This window comes from Flavobacterium anhuiense (genome assembly GCF_001705175.1).
Taxonomy (GTDB): domain Bacteria; phylum Bacteroidota; class Bacteroidia; order Flavobacteriales; family Flavobacteriaceae; genus Flavobacterium; species Flavobacterium anhuiense.
The window spans coordinates 3461878-3482450 of the sequence record NZ_CP016907.1 but is presented as its reverse complement, the minus strand read 5'-3'; the positions used below and the strand labels follow the sequence as shown (position 1 = coordinate 3482450).

The 20573-nt window shown below is 34.4% G+C and carries 12 protein-coding genes; 9 read left to right on the top strand and 3 right to left on the bottom strand.

All coding sequences use genetic code 11. The annotated features are described in order from the left end of the window. Positions 1-47 precede the first annotated feature (47 nt). Positions 48-1436: a phosphoglucosamine mutase gene (glmM, locus tag BB050_RS15240; RefSeq protein WP_066034132.1), complete on the bottom strand. Its 1389-nt coding sequence runs from the start codon at positions 1434-1436 to the stop codon at positions 48-50. Between the two features lie 419 nt (positions 1437-1855). On the opposite strand from glmM, the gene BB050_RS15235 reads away from it, so the two are divergent. The 8 genes from BB050_RS15235 to BB050_RS15200 all read left to right on the top strand — a co-directional run bounded on the left by BB050_RS15235 (position 1856) and on the right by BB050_RS15200 (position 16966). Beyond that, entirely contained in the window at positions 1856-2440 is a 585-nt protein-coding gene (locus BB050_RS15235; RefSeq protein ID WP_066034131.1) for an acyl carrier protein phosphodiesterase, read from the top strand. A 22-nt stretch (positions 2441-2462) separates the two neighbouring features. After that, complete coding sequence (ggt, locus tag BB050_RS15230; protein ID WP_066034130.1) at positions 2463-4151, top strand: gamma-glutamyltransferase; 1689 nt, start codon at positions 2463-2465, stop codon at positions 4149-4151. 72 nt (positions 4152-4223) lie between these two features. Further along, complete coding sequence (locus BB050_RS15225) at positions 4224-6008, top strand: chloride channel protein (RefSeq protein ID WP_066034129.1); 1785 nt, start codon at positions 4224-4226, stop codon at positions 6006-6008. A 63-nt stretch (positions 6009-6071) separates the two neighbouring features. Then, positions 6072-7025, top strand: a complete 954-nt coding sequence (locus tag BB050_RS15220; protein WP_066034128.1) for a Fic family protein — start codon at positions 6072-6074, stop codon at positions 7023-7025. A gap of 101 nt (positions 7026-7126) precedes the next feature. Then, complete coding sequence (gene uvrA, locus BB050_RS15215) at positions 7127-9958, top strand: excinuclease ABC subunit UvrA (protein WP_066034127.1); 2832 nt, start codon at positions 7127-7129, stop codon at positions 9956-9958. 628 nt (positions 9959-10586) lie between these two features. Continuing rightward, positions 10587-11315: an LOG family protein gene (locus BB050_RS15210; protein ID WP_066034126.1), complete on the top strand. Its 729-nt coding sequence runs from the start codon at positions 10587-10589 to the stop codon at positions 11313-11315. 298 nt (positions 11316-11613) lie between these two features. Next, positions 11614-14361, top strand: coding sequence for a gluzincin family metallopeptidase (locus BB050_RS15205; RefSeq protein WP_066034125.1), 2748 nt, complete (start codon positions 11614-11616; stop codon positions 14359-14361). Positions 14362-14551: 190 nt separating this feature from the next. Next, entirely contained in the window at positions 14552-16966 is a 2415-nt protein-coding gene (locus BB050_RS15200) for an alpha-ketoacid dehydrogenase subunit alpha/beta (RefSeq protein ID WP_066034124.1), read from the top strand. 207 nt (positions 16967-17173) lie between these two features. Here BB050_RS15200 and kdsB read toward each other — a convergent pair whose 3' ends face one another. Beyond that, positions 17174-17908: a 3-deoxy-manno-octulosonate cytidylyltransferase gene (gene kdsB / locus BB050_RS15195; RefSeq protein WP_066034123.1), complete on the bottom strand. Its 735-nt coding sequence runs from the start codon at positions 17906-17908 to the stop codon at positions 17174-17176. Positions 17909-18063: 155 nt separating this feature from the next. After that, positions 18064-18873: a class I SAM-dependent methyltransferase gene (locus tag BB050_RS15190; RefSeq protein ID WP_066034122.1), complete on the bottom strand. Its 810-nt coding sequence runs from the start codon at positions 18871-18873 to the stop codon at positions 18064-18066. A gap of 342 nt (positions 18874-19215) precedes the next feature. On the opposite strand from BB050_RS15190, the gene BB050_RS15185 reads away from it, so the two are divergent. Further along, positions 19216-20553: an outer membrane protein assembly factor BamB family protein gene (locus BB050_RS15185; RefSeq protein ID WP_066035185.1), complete on the top strand. Its 1338-nt coding sequence runs from the start codon at positions 19216-19218 to the stop codon at positions 20551-20553. Positions 20554-20573: the final 20 nt, after the last annotated feature.

Here is a 20573-nt window from a genome sequence, read left to right as displayed (position 1 = left end):
CTTTAGACAAATCTAAAGAGCTTTTTTTATTTTAAAAACTGAAAATCTTAAATTCCAGCAATTACTTTAATTTCATCAATAATTCGAAGTGCCAATTGATCTGCAGCTGCTTGAGAAGGCGCCTCAGTATAAATACGAATAATTGGTTCTGTATTTGATTTTCTTAAATGAACCCATTCTGTTGCAAAATCAATTTTCACACCGTCAATTGTCGAAATATCTTCGTTTTTATATTTCTCAGTCATTTGGGTTAAAATCGCATCAACATCAATTTGTGGCGTCAATTCGATTTTATTTTTACTCATGTAGTATTCTGGATAAGAAGCTCTCAAAGCAGAAACTGCCATTTTTTTGTTTGCCAAATGCGTCAAGAACAAAGCAACTCCAACCAAACTGTCTCTTCCGTAGTGCAATTCAGGGTAGATAATTCCGCCGTTTCCTTCACCACCAATTACAGCATTATTTTTCTTCATCAATTCTACCACGTTTACCTCTCCTACTGCACTGGCTTCGTAGCTTCCTCCATGAGCTTTAGTAACATCTCTTAAAGCACGAGAAGATGACATATTAGAAACTGTATTCCCTGGAGTTTTACTTAAAACATAATCAGCAACAGCAACCAAAGTATATTCTTCACCAAACATTTCACCGTCTTCGCTGATAAAAGCCAAACGATCTACATCTGGATCTACTACGATACCAAAATCAGCTTTTTCTTTTACTACCAATTCCGAAATATCAGTTAAATGCTCTTTTAAAGGTTCTGGGTTATGAGGGAAATGTCCGTTTGGTTCACAGTACAATTCTACTACTTCAACTCCCATTAATTTTAGAAGTTTCGGAATAATAATTCCTCCTGAAGAATTTACACCATCAACAACCACTTTAAATTTAGCTTCTTTTACTACTTCGATATCTACCAATGGCAAGTTTAAAACTTCATCAATATGAATATCCATGTAAGCGTCATTAGAAATAACTTCACCTAAACTATCCACATCAGAAAAATCAAAAGCTTCTGCTTCTGCAATTTCAAGAATTTTTGCTCCATCAGCTCCGCTTAAAAATTCACCTTTAGCATTTAATAATTTTAAAGCATTCCATTGTTTTGGATTGTGAGAAGCTGTTAAAATAATTCCACCGTCAGCTTTTTCCAAAGGAACAGCCACTTCAACAGTTGGCGTTGTAGAAAGTCCAAGATCAATAACATCGATTCCTAAACCAATTAAAGTATTCACTACTAAATTATGAATTATTGGTCCAGAGATTCTCGCATCACGGCCAATTACAACTGTCAATTTATCTTTCGCAATATTATTTTTCAAGAAAGTTCCGTAAGCGGATGCAAATTTTACTGCATCAACAGGAGTTAGATTATCTCCCACTTTTCCTCCGATCGTCCCACGGATTCCAGAAATAGATTTTATTAGAGTCATTTTTGTGAGTTAGGGTTATTTTTTTACAAATATAAAAAAGTTGCTGAGATACTAAGTTGCTAAGATTCTAAGTTTCTCCAATCATTGCGGAAAAACCAAAAAAATACTGAAATAACTAGATTTCAGCATATATCACTAATCGTACCTATATGAAAGAACAATAAACTAAATCGTACAAACCCAACAAATAGCACTCATGCAAAAAACTTAGTAACTTAGTATCTTAGTATCTCAGCAACTTTATATAAAAAGTTGCTGAGATACTAAGTTGCTAAGATTCTAAGATTTTAAATTTAACCTATAGGAAACTACTTGCATCTCGTTATTTTTATAACAAAATGATTTAAAAAAGTTTTTATACATTTACTAAAATAACTCAGAATCTTAAAAAACTTCGATTCTTAGAAACTTATAAAAAAATGAATTTCTTAGCCCATATATATCTTTCTGGAGACAATGATTTAATTAAAATCGGGAATTTTATGGCAGACGGAATTCGCGGAAAACAGTTTGAGCATTTTCCTGAAGATGTTCAAAAAGGAATTTTACTCCATCGATTCATTGATACTTATACTGATTCTCATGATATTTTTAGGAAAAGCACCAAACGCCTCCATGAGAGATATCACCATTATGCCGGGGTTATTGTAGATATTGTTTACGATCATTTTCTAGCCAAAAACTGGGAAAAATATTCAGATGAAAAATTAGAACTTTTTGTAAATCGATTTTATCATTCGCTTCACGATAATTATGAAATTTTAACTGAAAAAACTCAAGGCTTAATGCCATATATGATTGAAAGAAACTGGCTTGTAAGTTATCGCACAACCGAAGGAATTCAACATATATTAACCCAAATGGACAGAAGATCCAAAAATGTTTCTCAAATGCAGTTCGCTGTCGAAGAGCTTACTGAATTTTATGATGAATTTGAAGAAGAATTCACACTCTTCTTTGAAGAAATTAGAGAACAAGCAAAAGGAAAATTACTTTCTCTTTAAGTCCAATTTAATTTTATTGAACATGAAAAAAATTACATTTTTAATAGCACTTTTATATATAAGCAATAGCAATGCGCAACAGGCAACACCAAATCCGACTGGATTGGTTGTTACAAAAGCTATGGTGGTTTCTGCCCGCGAAGAAGCCTCAAAAATAGGTTCTGATATTATGAAAAAAGGCGGAAATGCTTTTGACGCCATGGTAGGAACCGAGTTGGCACTTGCAGTTGCTTTTCCGTTTGCAGGAAATATCGGCGGCGGCGGATTTATGGTGTATAGAAAAGCCAATGGCGAGGTTGGTTCTTTGGATTATAGAGAAAAAGCTCCGTTGGCTGCTACAAAAGATATGTTTTTGGATAGCGAGGGAAATGTAATAAAAGGAAAAAGCACCCAGACAGCACTTGCCATTGGTGTTCCAGGCACAATTGCAGGCGTTTTTGCGGTTCATAAAAAATATGGCACAATGCCGATTTCTAAAATCCTTGAACCTGTAATCGCTTTAGCAGAAAGAGGTGTTGTAGTGACTAAAAAACAAGAAAAAAGCTTAAAAGATTATCACGAAAGCATTGTAAAAATAAATGGAGAAAATTCGCTTTTATCTGGCAATTTTAAAGAAAACGATACCATCAAATATCCAGCATTAGCCAAAACTTTAAGAAGAATCCAGAAAAAAGGAAGAAACGAATTTTATAAAGGAGAAACTGCAAAAATCCTAGTCAATTATCTAAAGGAAAAAGGAGGCATTATCACGATGCAGGATTTAGCGAAATACGAAGCCAAATGGAGAAAACCATTGCAGTTTACTTATAAAGGTTTAAAAATTACCTCAATGGCTCCTCCAAGCAGTGGCGGAATCTGTCTTGCTCAAATCTTAAAAATGCTTGAGCCGTATGATTTAGCCAAAATGGGGCATAATTCGCCAGATGCCATTCAGGTTATTGTTGAGGCTGAAAGAAGAGCTTATGCAGACAGAAGCTACTTTTTGGGTGATCCAGATTTTGTCAAAATTCCGATGAAAGAATTATTAGATGAAAATTACCTTCGTGAAAGAATGGCTAATTTTAATCCAGAAAAAGCGACTTTATCAAGCGAAATAAAAGAAGGAAAAGTGGATTATGCCGAAAGCACAGAAACTACACATTATTCCATTGTAGATCAATTCGGGAATGCAATTGCGGCTACTACAACACTAAATGACGGTTATGGATCAAAATATTATTGCGACGAATTAGGTTTCTTTTTAAATAATGAAATGGACGATTTTAGTGCAAAACCAGGTTCTCCAAACATGTTTGGATTAGTTGGAAATGAAGCCAACAGCATTGCTCCGCAAAAACGAATGTTAAGTTCTATGACGCCAACCATTGTAGAAAAAGACGGAAAACTGTTTATGGTGGTAGGTACTCCAGGAGGTTCAACAATCATTACTTCTGTTTTACAGACAATTCTAAATGTTTACGAATATAATCTAAGCATGCAAGAAGCTGTTAATGCTCCACGTTTTCATCACCAATGGCTGCCAGATTTAATTACTTTCGAGCCCAATACTTTTGAAAAAAAAACAATTGATCAGCTTAAAGCAAAAAACTATATCATCAACGAAAAACCAACTCCTATCATCGGAAAAGTTGATGCTATTTTGGTTCTACCAAACAAAAATCTAGAAGGCGGAGCTGATTTTAGAGGCGATGATAAAGCCGTTGGTTTTTAATAGTTCTCCGTTTTTATTTTTTTAATCTAACATTATGAACTAATTTTGTAAGAACGATAATTTTAAAACAGAATGCTAAAAAAATATTTCAGAAGACTCGAAAGCATTATTGCTTTGGCACAATCCTTAATGACTCCAAAGCAGTTTCTTTTTTTGTCGAGCGTTCTTATCGGAATATCTTGTTCCCTTGCCGTTATCGTACTTAAAACTTTCGCGCATAGTGTATTCTCATTTGCAACATACATTAATGGAATCCTGAAATTGAGTTTCATTAACAGTATTCTGCCTATTATAGGTATTACATTAACTGTTTTTGTAGTAAATAAAGTTCTTAACGGAAGTATTCAAAAAGGAACTTCTCAAATACTTTATGCAGTTGCGAAAAAAGCCAGTATTATTCCTAGAAAGCAGATGTATGCTCAAATTGTGACAAGTTCGTTGACAGTTGGTTTGGGAGGTTCTGCAGGTTTAGAAAGTCCGATCGTAATTACAGGAGCTGCTTTTGGTTCAAATTATGCCCAGAATTATAAGATGCAGTATAAGGATAGAACTTTGCTGATTGGATGTGGTGTAGCTGCTGGAATTGCGGCTGCTTTTAACGCTCCAATTGCTGGTGTTCTTTTTGCTATTGAGGTTTTATTGGTAGACGTCAGCATTTCTGCTTTTACGCCTATTATGATTTCTGCAGCAACGGGCGCTTTGGTTTCTGCCATCGTTTTGGACGAAAGCATTCTTTTGAGCTTTAAAAAACAAGAAACTTTTGATTACCACAATATTCCGTTTTACGTTATTTTGGGAGTTTTAACCGGACTAGTTGCCATCTATTACTCGAGAAACTTTCAAAGAGTGGAGCATTATTTTGCCAAACAGCAAATTAACCCTTATAAAAAAGCTTTAATTGGCTCATCGTTATTGGCGTTATTAATTTTTATTTTCCCAACCCTATTTGGTGAGGGATACGAAAGCATTAAAACTTTATCTGAAACCGATCCTGGAAAATTGTTGGACAATACTTTATTTGCCGATTTTAGAAATAATCAGTGGGTTTTGCTTTTATTTATTGGCGCTACCATGATGGTTAAAGTATTTGCTTCTGGATTAACTATTGGAAGCGGTGGAAACGGAGGAAACTTTGCTCCTTCTCTATTCTTAGGCTCTTATCTAGGCTACTTCTTTTCTAAACTTGTAAGCATGGTAGGTTTATCTAAACTTCCTATCAGTAATTTTACAATGGTTGGAATGGCTGGAATTCTGAGCGGTTTATTTCATGCACCTCTAACTGCCATCTTCCTAATTGCAGAAATCACAGGAGGTTATGGATTAATGATTCCGCTGATGATTGTTTCTTCTATCAGTTTTGCCATTTCTAAACGTTACGAAAAATATTCACTTGACGTAAAAGGTTTAGCAAAGAAAGGACATGCCTTTACAAGCAACAAAGATTCAAACATTTTATCGACTTTAGATATCGACTCGATTATTCAATGCGATTATCTGACAGTGCATCCAGATGAAAATCTAACTAAATTGGTTGATCTTATTTCGCATTCGAACCAGGTTGTTTTTGCAGTGGTAAATCAAGAGAAAGATCTAGTTGGAGTTGTTCATTTTAATGATATACGAGAAATTATTTTTAATTCTTACCGTGTAAAATACACCTTTATCAGAGACGTAATGAAAGCGCCTGCTGCAACAATCTCTACACTCGACAGCATGGAAATTGTAATGCGTAAATTTGAAACCACAAAATCTGCATTCCTTCCTGTTTTAAGAGACGGGAAATACCACGGATTTATTTCCAAATCAATAGCACTAGAAGCTTATAGAACAAAACTCCGTTCAATGACAATTGAATAAGCTTAATATCGGATACGCTAAAAATTTTATTTATCCGATATTAAAAAGTACCTTTGTAGGATTATGTTTAATATTGACCTAACATACAGAGAAGAATTTCAATCAACCTTTGATCGATTGTATCAAAAAAGGCAAGAACTGCAAAACAGCAGACCATTGCCTAATATTGCTTTGAATAAAATACGAGAAAGTCTTTCTCTCGAATGGACTTATAACTCTAATAGTATTGAAGGAAATACACTTAGCCTGAGAGAAACCCAAATGGTTATTCAAGAAGGAATAACCATTAAAGGGAAATCGCTTCGCGAACATTTTGAAACTCATAATCACGACAAAGCTATTGATTATCTCTACTCAATTGTCGATGAGAATTATAAGCTACGAAGTATTGACATTTTATCTATCCACGGTTTAGTAATGCGCTCTATCGAAGAAGATTTTGCAGGAAGAATTCGTAATGGAGGTGTCCGAATTTCAGGAGCTAATTTTATGCCACCAAATGCCAATAAAGTTTCAGATTATTTAGACGAATTAATTGAGTTTATCAATACAAATCCTTTAGGTTTAAACGATATAGAATTGGCAACAATTTACCATCATAAACTAGTCTGGATTCATCCTTTTTTTGATGGAAATGGTCGCACCGTTCGTTTGAGCATGAATTTATTATTGATGCGTTGCGGTTTTCCTCCTGCCATTATTTTAAAAAATGATCGCAAGAAATATTACGAAGCGCTTAATCAAGCTAATAATGGCAATTATCAAAAATTGACACTTTTAATGTGCCAAGCACTCGAAAGAACGCTCAATATTTATCTAGGCGCAATGCCTGGAAGCAATTATGATTATCAATCTATTCAAAACATTGTTAGTGAGCCTGACACCCCATACGGCCAAGAATATGTAAGTTTATTGGCCAGAACAGGAAAAATAGATGCTTACAAAGAAGGCAGAAACTGGTATACCACCAAAGAAGCCATCGAAAACTATATGGCAACCCGAAAAAGAAAACGCTGATTTTATATCAGCGTTTTTTGTTATTATTTGTAACATAAACTTTTGCTATCGAGCACTAAAAGAACAAATCAAAGTGGTAACTTTGCGTTTTGCTCAAAATTATGTTAGATAAAGACAATACTATTGAAGTTCTTGGTGCAAGAGTTCATAATCTAAAAAATATCGATATATCTATTCCGCGTGAAAAACTGGTTGTCATTACTGGTTTATCAGGTTCGGGAAAATCTTCGTTAGCATTTGACACGATTTACGCTGAAGGTCAGCGTCGTTATGTTGAAACTTTTTCAGCTTACGCAAGACAATTCCTTGGCAGTTTAGAGCGTCCTGATGTAGACAAAATTGACGGACTTTCTCCTGTAATCGCAATTGAACAAAAAACTACCAGTAAAAGTCCACGTTCTACAGTTGGAACGATTACCGAAATTTACGATTTTCTGAGACTTCTATATGCACGTGGTGCAGATGCCTACAGTTACAACACAGGCGAAAAAATGGTTTCGTACTCTGATGAACAGATTAAAGATTTGATTATTCAGGATTATAAAGGAAAACGCATTAATATTCTCGCGCCAGTTATTAAGGCCAGAAAAGGGCATTATGCCGAATTATTCCAGCAGATTACCAAACAAGGATTCTTGAAGGTTCGTGTAAACGGCGAAGTTCAAGATTTGGTTGCAGGAATGAAATTGGATCGTTACAAAACTCACGATATCGAGATTGTTGTAGACAGAATGGTCATTGAAGATAATCCTGATACGCAAAAAAGATTATCAGAAAGCATCAATACAGCCATGCATCACGGTGAAGATGTTTTGATGATTTTGGATCAGGATTCTAATGAAGTACGTTATTTCAGTAGAAACTTAATGTGTCCTACAACAGGAATTTCGTATCAGAATCCAGAGCCGAATTTATTTTCGTTCAACTCTCCAAAAGGAGCTTGTCCTCATTGCAACGGATTGGGAACTGTGCACGAAATCAACGTCAAAAAGATTATTCCGAATCCGAAATTATCAATAAAAGCAGGTGGTCTTGCGCCTCTGGGCGAATATAAATCTTCATGGATTTTCAAGCAATTGGAAACCATCGGGGAAAAATTCGGATTTAAAATAACTGATCCCATTGAGAAAATTCCAGAAGAAGCCATGCAAATGATTTTGTATGGCGGGAAAGATAAATTCTCTATCAACTCAAAAGATCTTGGCGTTACAAGAGAATATAAAATTGATTTTGAAGGAATTTCTAATTTCATTAAAAATCAATATGACGAAAGTGCCACAACAACTATAAAACGTTGGGCAAAAGATTTTATGGACGAAATTAACTGTCCTGTTTGTGAAGGTTCACGTCTTAAAAAAGAAGCTTTGTTTTTTAGAGTAAATGAAAAAAATATCACCGAATTGTGTGATATGGATATTTCAGATTTGACTGCATGGTTTTTAGATTTAGAAAACCATCTGACAGACAAACAGCTTTTAATTGCTTCTGAAGTTGTAAAAGAAATAAAAGACCGCTTGAACTTCCTTATGAATGTTGGTTTGAATTATTTGGCTTTAAGCCGAAGTTCAAAATCGCTTTCTGGTGGTGAAGCACAACGTATTCGTTTGGCGACACAAATTGGTTCGCAATTGGTGGGTGTTCTTTATATTTTGGATGAACCAAGTATTGGCCTCCACCAAAGAGATAATGAAAAATTAATTCAGTCGCTAGAGCAATTACGTGATATCGGAAATTCGGTTATTGTGGTAGAACACGATAAAGACATGATTGAAACCGCCGATTATGTAATTGATATTGGTCCAAAAGCGGGAAAATATGGTGGACAAATCATCAGCACAGGAACTCCGAAAGAAACATTAGCATCAAATACAATTACTGCTCAATATTTGAACGGCAAAATGAAATTCGACATTCCGAAGAAAAGAAGAAAAGGAAATGGTAAATTTTTAAAACTTACTGGAGCAACTGGAAACAATCTTAAAAACGTTTCTATTGAAATTCCGTTAGGACAGTTAATCTGCGTAACGGGTGTTTCTGGAAGCGGAAAATCGACTTTGATTAATGAGACGCTTTATCCGATTCTAAATGCACATTATTTTAATGGCGTAAAAAAACCGCAACCGTATAAAAAGATTGAAGGTTTAGAACATATCGACAAAGTAATTGACATTGACCAAAGTCCGATTGGTAGAACACCACGTTCTAATCCGGCAACGTATACGGAAGTTTTTACTGAAATTAGAAATCTGTTTACCATGACTTCTGAAAGTATGATTCGTGGTTACAAAGCGGGACGCTTTAGTTTTAACGTAAAAGGAGGACGTTGCGAAACCTGCGAAGGTTCTGGTGTTAGAACAATCGAAATGAACTTTTTGCCAGATGTTTACGTAGAATGCGAGACTTGTCAAGGAAAACGTTTCAACAGAGAAACTTTAGAAATCAGATACAAAGGAAAATCTATTTCTGATGTTTTGGATATGACGGTTGATGAAGCGGTTCCTTTCTTTGAAAACATTCCAAAAATTCACAGAAAAATCAAAACAATTCAAGATGTTGGTTTAGGTTACATTACACTTGGACAACAAAGCACAACGCTTTCTGGCGGTGAAGCGCAACGTATAAAACTAGCAGGAGAATTGTCTAAAAAAGATACTGGAAATACATTTTATATTCTTGACGAACCTACAACTGGATTGCATTTTGAAGACATTCGCGTTTTGATGGAAGTAATCAATAAATTGGTTGATAAAGGCAATACCATTCTTGTCATCGAACATAATATGGATGTTATCAAACTTGCCGATTACATTATTGATATTGGTCCAGAAGGCGGAAAAGGTGGTGGACAATTGGTTGCCAAAGGAACTCCAGAAGAAGTGGCTCAGAATAAAAAGAGTTATACGGCTAAGTTTTTGAAAAAAGAGTTAGAGTAAGAGTAAGAGTGATCTTTGTAAATATTTAAAAACCTAGTGTATGTGGAATTTTGTTTTTTTTTTAAACAAAACAACCACAATTCTTTGTCATTTCGACGAAGGAGAAATCTTCACAAGTAACTCCGCAACGAAAACCCAATCTTTGTCGAGCTTCTCGCGGAGATTTCTCCTTCGTCGAAATGACAAAAATGCGCACACCAACTTTATAATTTACCTTTTATCAAAACTCTATACATATTTGTCCTTAAACTTTCATAAAGATTTAGATCTAAAAAACTTACTGATTTTACATGCACCAAACACCTGATAATGAATCAAAAAACTAAATTTGATTATTATCCCAACATTACTTTTGGATTATAATTCCTGTTTTTTATAACAATTCTAGAAAAAAGCGTTAATTTAGTATCCGCTTTTTCTAAAAAATTCAAAGTTTTAAAGAAAGATCTTTAAATTAAACCAATTGTTTATTTGAAACCAACTGCCCTAGCCCTGATGGGAGCGGCATCCTTTTGTGCTAGGGTTCAGCACAAAAGATATAGCGGACAGCAGGAACTAGCTCCTTCCTTCGACTACGCTCAGGATGACAAAAAAGACATAAATAAAATAATAAATTAAAATACCTAAAATGAGATTAGAAGATTTTGATAATGATGAAGATAAAGTAATTCAGGATCGTTTAAAGCAAAAAACGTGGAATGAAATTAAAACCAATGACAGCTGGGCAATTTTTAAAATTATGTCTGAGTTTGTAAATGGTTACGAAGCAATGGGACGTATTGGTCCTTGCGTTTCTATTTTTGGATCGGCAAGAACAAAGCCAGAAGACAAGTACTATCAATTGGCAGAAAAAATCGCTTATAAAATCAGTAAAGCAGGTTACGGTGTGATTACAGGAGGTGGTCCCGGAATTATGGAAGCTGGAAATAAAGGTGCGCATTTAGGTGGAGGAACTTCGGTTGGTTTAAATATCGAACTTCCGTTTGAACAGCATTTTAACCCGTATATTGACCACGATAAAAACCTCAATTTCGACTATTTCTTTGTGAGAAAAGTAATGTTCGTAAAATATTCTCAAGGGTTTGTGGTAATGCCAGGAGGTTTTGGAACTTTAGACGAAATGTTTGAAGCCATCACTTTGATTCAGACTAAAAAAATTGGAAAGTTCCCAATTATTTTAGTTGGAGTTGAATTCTGGTCTGGCCTGATTGACTGGGTTAAAACGGTATTGGTTGAAAAAATGCATACCGTAAGCCCTGAAGATTTAAATTTATTTAAAATCGTAGACACAGAAGACGAAGTTGTAGAAGCATTGGATAAATTCTACAAAAAGTACGATTTAAGTCCGAATTTCTAATTTTCAAAACCATATAAGTGATATAAGTTCATTTAAAAGTATGTTTTTAAGCTTTGCGTTAAAAACACTTTTATCACTTATATGGTTAAATTATATTGCAAATACGTAAAAATTGAGAGCTGTTTTTTTAAACAGCTTTTTTTATACTATTTTTACAAAAATCCGTAACTTCATTATGTCCGTACATAAGTATGTCTGATAATTTTTAAGCCATTATTTGAAAGCACTTTATAAAATTATTTGCCTCATTATAGTTTTATCATTTTCGATAAAACTAACTGCACAACATCAATCTAAGATGGAAGTGGCGGTAAATCTTGAGCTTAAGACACTGAATATAAAACAGGATATTACGTATCATAATACTACAAATGACACTCTGGTTTCGATTGTTTTGAATGATTGGAATAATGCTTTTGCAGACAAAAACACGCCTTTGGCAAGACGTTTTTCTGATGAGTTTTACAGAGGTTTTCATTTAGCCAAAGCTGTCGACAGAGGAAAAACTACCATTATAAATCTAACCGAAACCAATTTTTCGGCTCTGGAATGGGAAAGAAGCGCCGAAGATCCTGATTATATCACTATACGATTGAATCGTAAACTTCTACCGAACGAAAAAATCGATCTACACCTTAATTATATTGTAAAAATACCAAATGATAAATTCACCCATTTTGGATTCGATCAAAATGGTGGCATGTTATTAAAAAACTGGTTCTTAAGCCCCGCTCGTTTTGAAAATGGACTTTTTGTCAAGTACAATAATTTCAATCTGGATGATATTGCAAATGCAGTGAGTGATTATGAGGTGGAAATTAAAATTCCGAATCAGTATTCTATAACTACCGATTTAAATCCAGTTTCCAAAGATTCAACCAATCAGAGCTATAATATTTATTCTTTTTCGGGCAAAAACAGAACCGATTTAAGTCTTTATATCGAAAAGCAAAATAGTTTTAGGATTTATGATAATGGCTCTTTGCAAGTTCTTACGAATTTAAGAAATAAGAAAATAGACGAATTTCAAAAAGCTATTATTATCAATCGAGTGGTTTCTTATGCTGAAAAATTTATTGGCAAGTACCCACATGAGAGAATTACTGTTTCTCAGGCAGATTATGACCGAAATCCGTTTTATGGTTTAAATCAGCTGCCTTCGTTTATTAGTCCATTTGAAGATGATTTTATGTTTGAGATTCAATTTTTAAAAACTTTTTTAAATAATTATCTCAAAAACAGTCTGCGTTTAGATCCGAGAAAAGACAATTGGGTATATGACGGAATCCAGATTTATACCATGATGAAGTATATGGAAGAACATCATCAGGATGAAAAAATGCTGGGAAGACTTTCGGACATGAAACTCTTTAAAAGCTACAACATTACCAATCTTACTTTTAACGAACAATACAGCTATTATTATATGCTGATGGCTCGTAAAAATCTGGATCAGCCGCTTGGAGACCCGAAAAACACGCTTATAAAATTTAACGAACAGATTGCCAGCAAATACCGCGCTGGTTTAAGTTTGAGTTATTTAGACGATTATCTTAATCATGATATTGTGCCTAAAAGCGTAAAAGAGTTTTACAATCTTAACCAATTTGGACAATCGAACCGTTATGATTTTGAAAAAATCTTAACTCAAAAAAGTCCAAAAAATATCGACTGGTTCTTTAAAACCATAATCGATTCCAGAGATATTATCGATTATAAATTTTCGAATGTGTCGAGAACTGCAGACAGCGTTACATTTTCGGTTAAAAATAAAACTGGAATCTACGCTCCTATTCCGATTTACGGAATTAAAAAGAAAGAAGTTGTTTTTAAAGAATGGATTGAACCTACCAAAAAAGATTCTATTTATGAGTTCAGCCGAAAAAACGCAGACAAAATTGTCATTAATTACAATAATGAAGTTCCAGAGTACAATCAGAGAAACAACTGGAGATCTCTAAAACATGTTGCGCTGAATCGTCCTATAAAATTTAATTTCGCTAAAGATTTAGAAGATCCAGATTACAATCAGATTTTATACATTCCGACATTAAATTATAATTATTATGATGGTTTCACGCCTGGAATCCGTTTTCATAATAAAACTATTTTAGACAAGCCTTTTAATTTTGATATTAATCCGGCCTACTCAATCAAGGCAGGTACAATTTCGGGTTCATCAGCTTTTTCATGGAACCAGTATTACAGAAACAGCACCTTATATAATGTTCGCTATTCTATCAGTCAAAACTATTTTCACTATGCGCCAGATGCCACTTATTTGAGATTAAATCCGATGGTGGTGTTCCGCATTCGCGAAAAAGATTTTAGAGACAATAGAAAGCAAGCGTTTATGTTCCGACAGGTTATGGTAAACCGTGAAGCGAGCAGTTATATTACAGATAATTCAGAACCCAACTATTCTGTTTTCAACGCACGTTATTCCAATACCAAAACTGAATTAATTGATCATTTTAATTTTATGACCGATTTGCAGTTTTCTAGCGGATTCGGAAAAGTTTCGGGAGAAGTAGAATACAGAAGATTATTCGAAAATAATAAAAAGTTAAATTTAAGGCTATATGCTGGAAGTTTCTTATACAATACAACAAACTCAGATTATTTTAGTTTTGGTTTAGACCGTCCGACAGATTATTTATTTGATTACAATTTGTTTGGAAGATCAGAAAGTACGGGATTTTTTAGTCAGCAATATGTAATTGCCGAAGGAGGTTTCAAGTCACAATTAGAGCCTTCATACGCTAACCAATGGATGACAACTCTAAACGCAAGTTATGCGATATGGAACTGGGTAGAACTTTATGGAGACATTGGTTTTTTGAAAAATAAGCATCAAAATGAGTTCTTTGCTTACGATTCTGGAGTGCGTTTAAACCTTGTTCCTGACTATTTTGAACTCTATTTTCCTGTTTATTCTAACAACGGATGGGAAATATCACAACCTAAATACAATGAAAAAATACGATTTATCATCACATTTTCGCCAAAAACGTTAGTTACTCTTTTTACCCGAAAATGGTTTTAATCAAATAAAAATTAAACAAAAACTTGCGAAATTATCAATAAAATTAAATTACATATAAAAATAACATAAATAAAATACGTAGTTTTTAGATTTGAATACAAATAATTAAATTATATTTAGTTCAAAGAATTATGATTATTGATTGTTTTTAAGTAATTTCGCGACATAAACAACATGACCCTACAAGATTATGATAAAAGAAAAAACCAATACTACACTGACATTTGAAGATTTCAAAACTGAGGTATTGAATGACTATAGAATTGCGGTTACAAGCCGTGAATGTAGTCTTTTAGGTCGAAAAGAAGTATTAACAGGAAAAGCTAAATTTGGTATTTTCGGAGATGGAAAAGAAGTTCCGCAGCTGGCAATGGCAAAAGCTTTTAAAAACGGAGATTTCCGTTCTGGATACTATCGCGACCAAACTTTTATGATGGCTATCGGCGAATTGGACGCTAAACAGTTTTTTGCCGGTTTATACGGTCACACCGATTTAGCTTTTGATCCGATGTCTGCAGGAAGACAAATGGGAGGACACTTTGTAACGCATAGTTTAAACGAAGATGGTTCTTGGAAAGACTTAACAAAACAAAAAAATTCAAGTTCAGATATATCTCCAACAGCTGGTCAGATGCCAAGATTGCTTGGTTTGGCTCAAGCATCAAAAATTTACAGAAACGTTGACGGTATTACAATTAAAGACAAATTTTCTGTTAATGGGAATGAAGTAGCTTGGGGAACCATTGGTAACGCCAGTACTTCTGAAGGTTTATTTTTTGAAACCATAAACGCTGCAGGAGTTCTACAAGTTCCGATGGTAATGAGCGTTTGGGATGATGAATACGGAATCTCGGTTCACGCTAAACACCAAACGACTAAAGAAAATATCTCTGAAATTTTAAAAGGATACCAACGCGATGAAGATTCTAAAGGCTATGAAATCTTTAGAGTAAAAGGTTGGGATTATGCCGAATTAGTTTCTACTTACGAAAGAGCTGGAGCAATTGCACGCGAAGAACATATACCGGTTTTAATTCACGTAAACGAATTGACTCAACCGCAAGGCCACTCTACTTCTGGTTCTCACGAACGTTACAAAAGTGCAGAAAGACTGGCTTGGGAAAGAGATTTTGACTGTATTCGTCAAATGCGTCTTTGGATGATTGCCATTAATATCGCTTCTCCAGAGGAATTGGCAGAACTTGATTTCGAATTAAAGAAAGAAGTTTTAGAAGCAAAAAAAGAAGCTTGGAATAACTTCATCAATCCTATTATTGACGAACAAAAGAATCTCTTAGCTTTATTGGAGCAAATTGCTGAAGCAAGCATCAATCATAAAGAAAGAATCAAAAAATTAATTTCTGAATTGGCTGCAATTAAAGCGCCTTTAAAAAAGGAATTATTAGTTTATGCTAGAAAGATCCTTCGTTTTATTGAAGTGCCAAATAGCAAAGTTCTTTTATCAAATTGGATTACAAAATTCTTGAATGAAACTCAAGAAAAATTCAGCAGTAATCAGCATTCGGAATCGGCTCAAAATGTATTTTCTGTACAAAAAGTTCTTCCTAAATATGCAGAAAATGCAAAACCAGATTTGGATGGAAGAATGATTCTTCGTGATAATTTTGATGCTTTGTTTGCGAAATATCCTGAAACTTTAATTTTCGGTGAAGATGTTGGAAACATCGGAGACGTAAATCAAGGTCTTGAAGGCATGCAGGAAAAATACGGAGAACTTCGTGTTGCCGATGTCGGAATTCGTGAAGCGACTATTATTGGTCAGGGAATCGGAATGGCATTGAGAGGATTACGTCCAATTGCTGAAATTCAGTATTTAGATTATTTATTGTACGCTATTCAGATCATGAGTGACGATTTAGCTACATTGCAATATAGAACTGTTGGAAAACAAAAAGCGCCATTAATTATTAGAACTCGTGGACACCGTTTGGAAGGAATTTGGCATTCTGGTTCTCCAATGGGAATGATTATCAATGCGATTCGCGGAATTCACGTTTTGGTTCCAAGAGACATGACGCAAGCAGCTGGTTTCTACAACACTTTGTTAGAATGTGACGAACCTGCTTTGGTTATCGAATGTTTGAACGGATATCGTTTAAAAGAAAAAACTCCTTTGAACTTTGGTGAATTCAAAACGCCAATTGGAGTTGTAGAGACTTTAAGAGAAGGTTCTGATATTACTTTAGTTTCTTACGGATCAACTTTAAGATTGGTTATGCAAGCGGCTAATGAATTGGCAGAAAAAGGAATTGACTGCGAAGTGATCGATATTCAATCTTTACTTCCGTTTGATGTTAGCAAAGACATTGTAAAAAGTATTGCCAAAACCAACCGTCTTTTAGTAATCGACGAAGATGTTCCTGGAGGAGCTTCAGCTTTCATTTTACAGCAGATTTTAGAAGAACAAGATGCTTACAAACATTTGGATAGCAAGCCACAGACTTTAGCTGCAAAAGCGCATAGACCTGCTTACGGAACGGATGGAGATTATTTCTCCAAACCTTCTGCAGAAGATATTTACGAGAAAGTGTACGATATGATGCACGAAGTAAATCCTTCTAAGTATCCAGCTTTATATCAATAAAAATACGATTTAGATATTAAAAAAACGCTCCAAGCTTTGGAGCGTTTTTTTTGTTTTTAGCCAAAGTGTCCACACAGTTTTGTCATTTCGACGAAGGAGAAATCTCCATAAGTAGCTCGACAAAGATTGATCAGCATTGTGGAGTTTCTCGCAGAGATTTCTCCTTCGTCGAAATGACAAGATTGTGGATAATGTTATTCAAATTAATTAAATATCCTTCAACATAGCTCTCGCTCTCTCCAAGTCCTCAGCCGTATCAATTCCAATTCCAACATGAGTGGTTTCAACCATTTTAATACGTTTTCCGAATTCTAAATAGCGTAATTGCTCCAACTTCTCAGAAGCTTCTAAAGATTTCATTGGAAGACTATAAAAGTCTAATAAAGCCTGTTTTCTAAAAGCATAAATTCCGATATGTTGAAAATACCGTACTCCAACATTTTTCTCTCTTGGATACGGAATTACAGAACGCGAAAAGTATAATGCAAATTGCGACTGATCAACCACGACTTTTACATTATTTGGATTGTTGATTTCGTCTTCATCTGTGATTTCACGCATTAGCGAAGCCAAATCAACTTTTCTATCTGGATCATTTTTAAAAACCGATAAAACTTGCGCCAAAGGCTCTGCTTCTGTAAAAGGTTCATCACCCTGAACATTTACTACAATATCAACATCAAGGTCAGCAATAGCTTCAGCAATACGGTCACTTCCAGATTCATGTTCTTTGATGCTCTTAATGGCTTTTCCGCCATTAGACACAATTTCATCAAAAATTAAATCAGAATCAGTTACTACAAAAACATCATCAAACAGCTTTGTTGAAACAGCCGCTTCATAAGTTCTTAAAATTACTGTTTTGCCTCCAAGATCTTGCATCAGTTTTGCTGGAAAACGTGTTGAAGCATATCTAGCTGGAATTACTGCTATTATTTTCATTCTTCTATTTTACTGAGTTTAAAAAACTCAAAATTTAGTAATTTAACTTTCACTAGTTTTAAGTGTTTGCAAATATGCAAAAATTACTTTTAAATTTTCTGTATTTCTATTTCTGTAAAGATGAAAATCATGTTCAAGAATATTAAGACAAAAAATTAAATCAAAACTGTAACACGAAGATAAGTTGCAGGAATTAATGTAGAATTGTCATTACTTTGGTTTTGACTATTAACTAATCCTTCAAGTTTAGCATACAAATCTGAAGTTTTCCCGTTTTGTTCAGCAGCTTCAAAAGCATTCATAGTTGGACCATAGTACGTTTTTAATCGATTTAGCCATTCCGAAGGTGGAAATGTGGCTTTAAATGTAAAGGTGTCTTTCTCAAAAGAAATATTTTCTTTTGGAACACCTGCATTTGTGAATCTTTCGATTACGTTATCCTCAATACCCCAAAGCATTGGACTTACAAAACCCTCAGGAGGCGGAGGTGTAAATTCAGCACTAATTTTCAAGATTTGCGCAATCAACGTTGGATCTCCTGGTATCCAATTACCCATAATAATTTTACCTCCAGGCCGTGTAACACGAACCATTTCTTTGGCAACATCAAAAGGTTTTGGAGCGAACATAGCTCCAAAAATGCTCATCGTAACATCAAAAGATTGATTTTTCAATTCATTCAAATCAGTTGCGTCACCTTCTTGAAATACAATATTATCCAATCCTTCCTTTTTTGCTCGAAGATTGCCAGCTTCAACTAAATTTCTTGCTATATCAACACCTAAAACATTGGCCCCCAATTTTGCCGAAGGTATTGCGGTAGTCCCATCGCCACAGCCGAGATCTAAAACGTTACTATTTTCTTTAATTCCAATTTTGGCAACCAATTCCGCACCACTTTCTCTCATAGATTCTGCAACGCGTGTAAAATCGCCTTTTTCCCATAATGCTTTGTTTGGATTCATCTTAATTTTATCAGTGATTATAGTGCTGATGCCGCACTCTTACTTCATTTGTAAACATCTTCTGTTATTTTTTAAATTATCACCAGTTAATCACAAAAGGCATTTAAAAAACTACTTAAAAAGAAGACAAAAACAAAACAATCAACTGACAAACAATTACTTACACAAAAATAAACAAATTAAATGGAAAACAACTGGAAAACTTTGAAGCCTTCTTTCGCTATTTCCCTCTAAAAACAGATATACTATTTACAAAACACTTTCCAAAATGTATTTATAACATATTTCTTAAAGCGTTGCATTTTAATCTCTTATAATATTTTTATTTTTATGAGAAAAAACATGAAAAGAAACTTTACTTTACTTCTGCTATATTTCTTTTTAATTCTAAGTTTAAATGGTTTCTCACAAACTGGCAAGTCAAATCTCTTAAATCCATTTTCTAATCGCATTTTTTCAGGAAAAGGATATCAGCCTTTACAAGATTTAAAATGGAAATTTAAAACAGAAGGTAAAGTCTTTTCATCTCCAATTGTTCAAAACGGAATCGTTTATATTGGCAGTGAAGATGGTAATTTTTATGCTATCGATGAAAAATCGGGAAAACAGAAATGGAAATTTAAAACCAATGGAGCCGTTCACAGTTCGGCAAGCCTTTACAATGATATTGTTTATTTCGGAAGTTTTGACGGTCATTATTATGCTCTAAATGCTAAAACAGGAAAAGAAATATGGCGTTTTAAAACCAAAGGCGAACATTGGTACAGTGAAGTTGGAATGTGGGGCATGAAACCAAGCGATTTATTAATGGCTGACTTATGGGACTTTTACCTTTCAACGCCTGTTATTTACTCAGACAATAAATCGGCATTGGCGATTTTTGGAAGCAGTGATGGAAACCTATATGCAGTTGATGCTAAAAATGGAACTCTAAAATGGAATTTCCAAACCAAAGCCGCTATACACAGCACTCCTGTTTTAGACAAAAGCACCTTATATTTTGGTGGATGGGATGGCGTTTTTTATGCTTTGGATTGCAAAACGGGAAAAGAAAAATGGAAGTTTTCTACTGAAATCAAAACTGGTTTTACAGGAATTCAAGCTTCTGCAGCAGTTTCTGACGGTATCGTATATTTTGGCGCAAGAGATCCGTATTTCTTTGCGCTTGATGCTGAAACAGGAAAATTAATCTGGAAATACAATGCTGAAAACTCTTGGATTTTGAGTTCGGCTGTTATTAAAGACAATACCGTTTATGTAGGAACTTCAGACACTTATGCTCTATTGGCATTGGACGCAAAAACCGGAGAAGAGAAATATCGTTTTAAAGGAAATGGATATGTTTATTCTTCGCCTGCCATTGCCGGCAATACGATTTATTTTGGAGATTTTTCGGGGAATTTCTTCAGTCTAAATTTACTTTCTAAAAAAGAATTCCAAGTTACTCCAACCGAAAATAGAAAAAAGTACGCTAAAACAATTTTAAACAATGATCTTTTAGATTTTACCCACGTGGCGAAGGCAACCGATTTGTCTATTTATGCAGAGAATCACAGAGTAATGAATGAATTTTATAGATTGGGACCAATTGTTTCTTCACCATTTATTAGCAATAATGTTATTTTTTATGGAAGCACAGATGGTTATTTGTATGCTTATAATTTGAGAAAGGCAAAATAATTTCCTTTCTCAAATTATAA

Coding starts and splice junctions, on each gene's coding strand:
- glmM (WP_066034132.1), bottom strand. CDS start 1,436: ATGACTCTAATAAAATCTATTTCTGGAATCCGTGGGACGATCGGAGGA.
- BB050_RS15235 (WP_066034131.1), top strand. CDS start 1,856: ATGAATTTCTTAGCCCATATATATCTTTCTGGAGACAATGATTTAATT.
- ggt (WP_066034130.1), top strand. CDS start 2,463: ATGAAAAAAATTACATTTTTAATAGCACTTTTATATATAAGCAATAGC.
- BB050_RS15225 (WP_066034129.1), top strand. CDS start 4,224: ATGCTAAAAAAATATTTCAGAAGACTCGAAAGCATTATTGCTTTGGCA.
- BB050_RS15220 (WP_066034128.1), top strand. CDS start 6,072: ATGTTTAATATTGACCTAACATACAGAGAAGAATTTCAATCAACCTTT.
- uvrA (WP_066034127.1), top strand. CDS start 7,127: ATGTTAGATAAAGACAATACTATTGAAGTTCTTGGTGCAAGAGTTCAT.
- BB050_RS15210 (WP_066034126.1), top strand. CDS start 10,587: ATGAGATTAGAAGATTTTGATAATGATGAAGATAAAGTAATTCAGGAT.
- BB050_RS15205 (WP_066034125.1), top strand. CDS start 11,614: ATGGAAGTGGCGGTAAATCTTGAGCTTAAGACACTGAATATAAAACAG.
- BB050_RS15200 (WP_066034124.1), top strand. CDS start 14,552: ATGATAAAAGAAAAAACCAATACTACACTGACATTTGAAGATTTCAAA.
- kdsB (WP_066034123.1), bottom strand. CDS start 17,908: ATGAAAATAATAGCAGTAATTCCAGCTAGATATGCTTCAACACGTTTT.
- BB050_RS15190 (WP_066034122.1), bottom strand. CDS start 18,873: ATGAATCCAAACAAAGCATTATGGGAAAAAGGCGATTTTACACGCGTT.
- BB050_RS15185 (WP_066035185.1), top strand. CDS start 19,216: ATGAAAAGAAACTTTACTTTACTTCTGCTATATTTCTTTTTAATTCTA.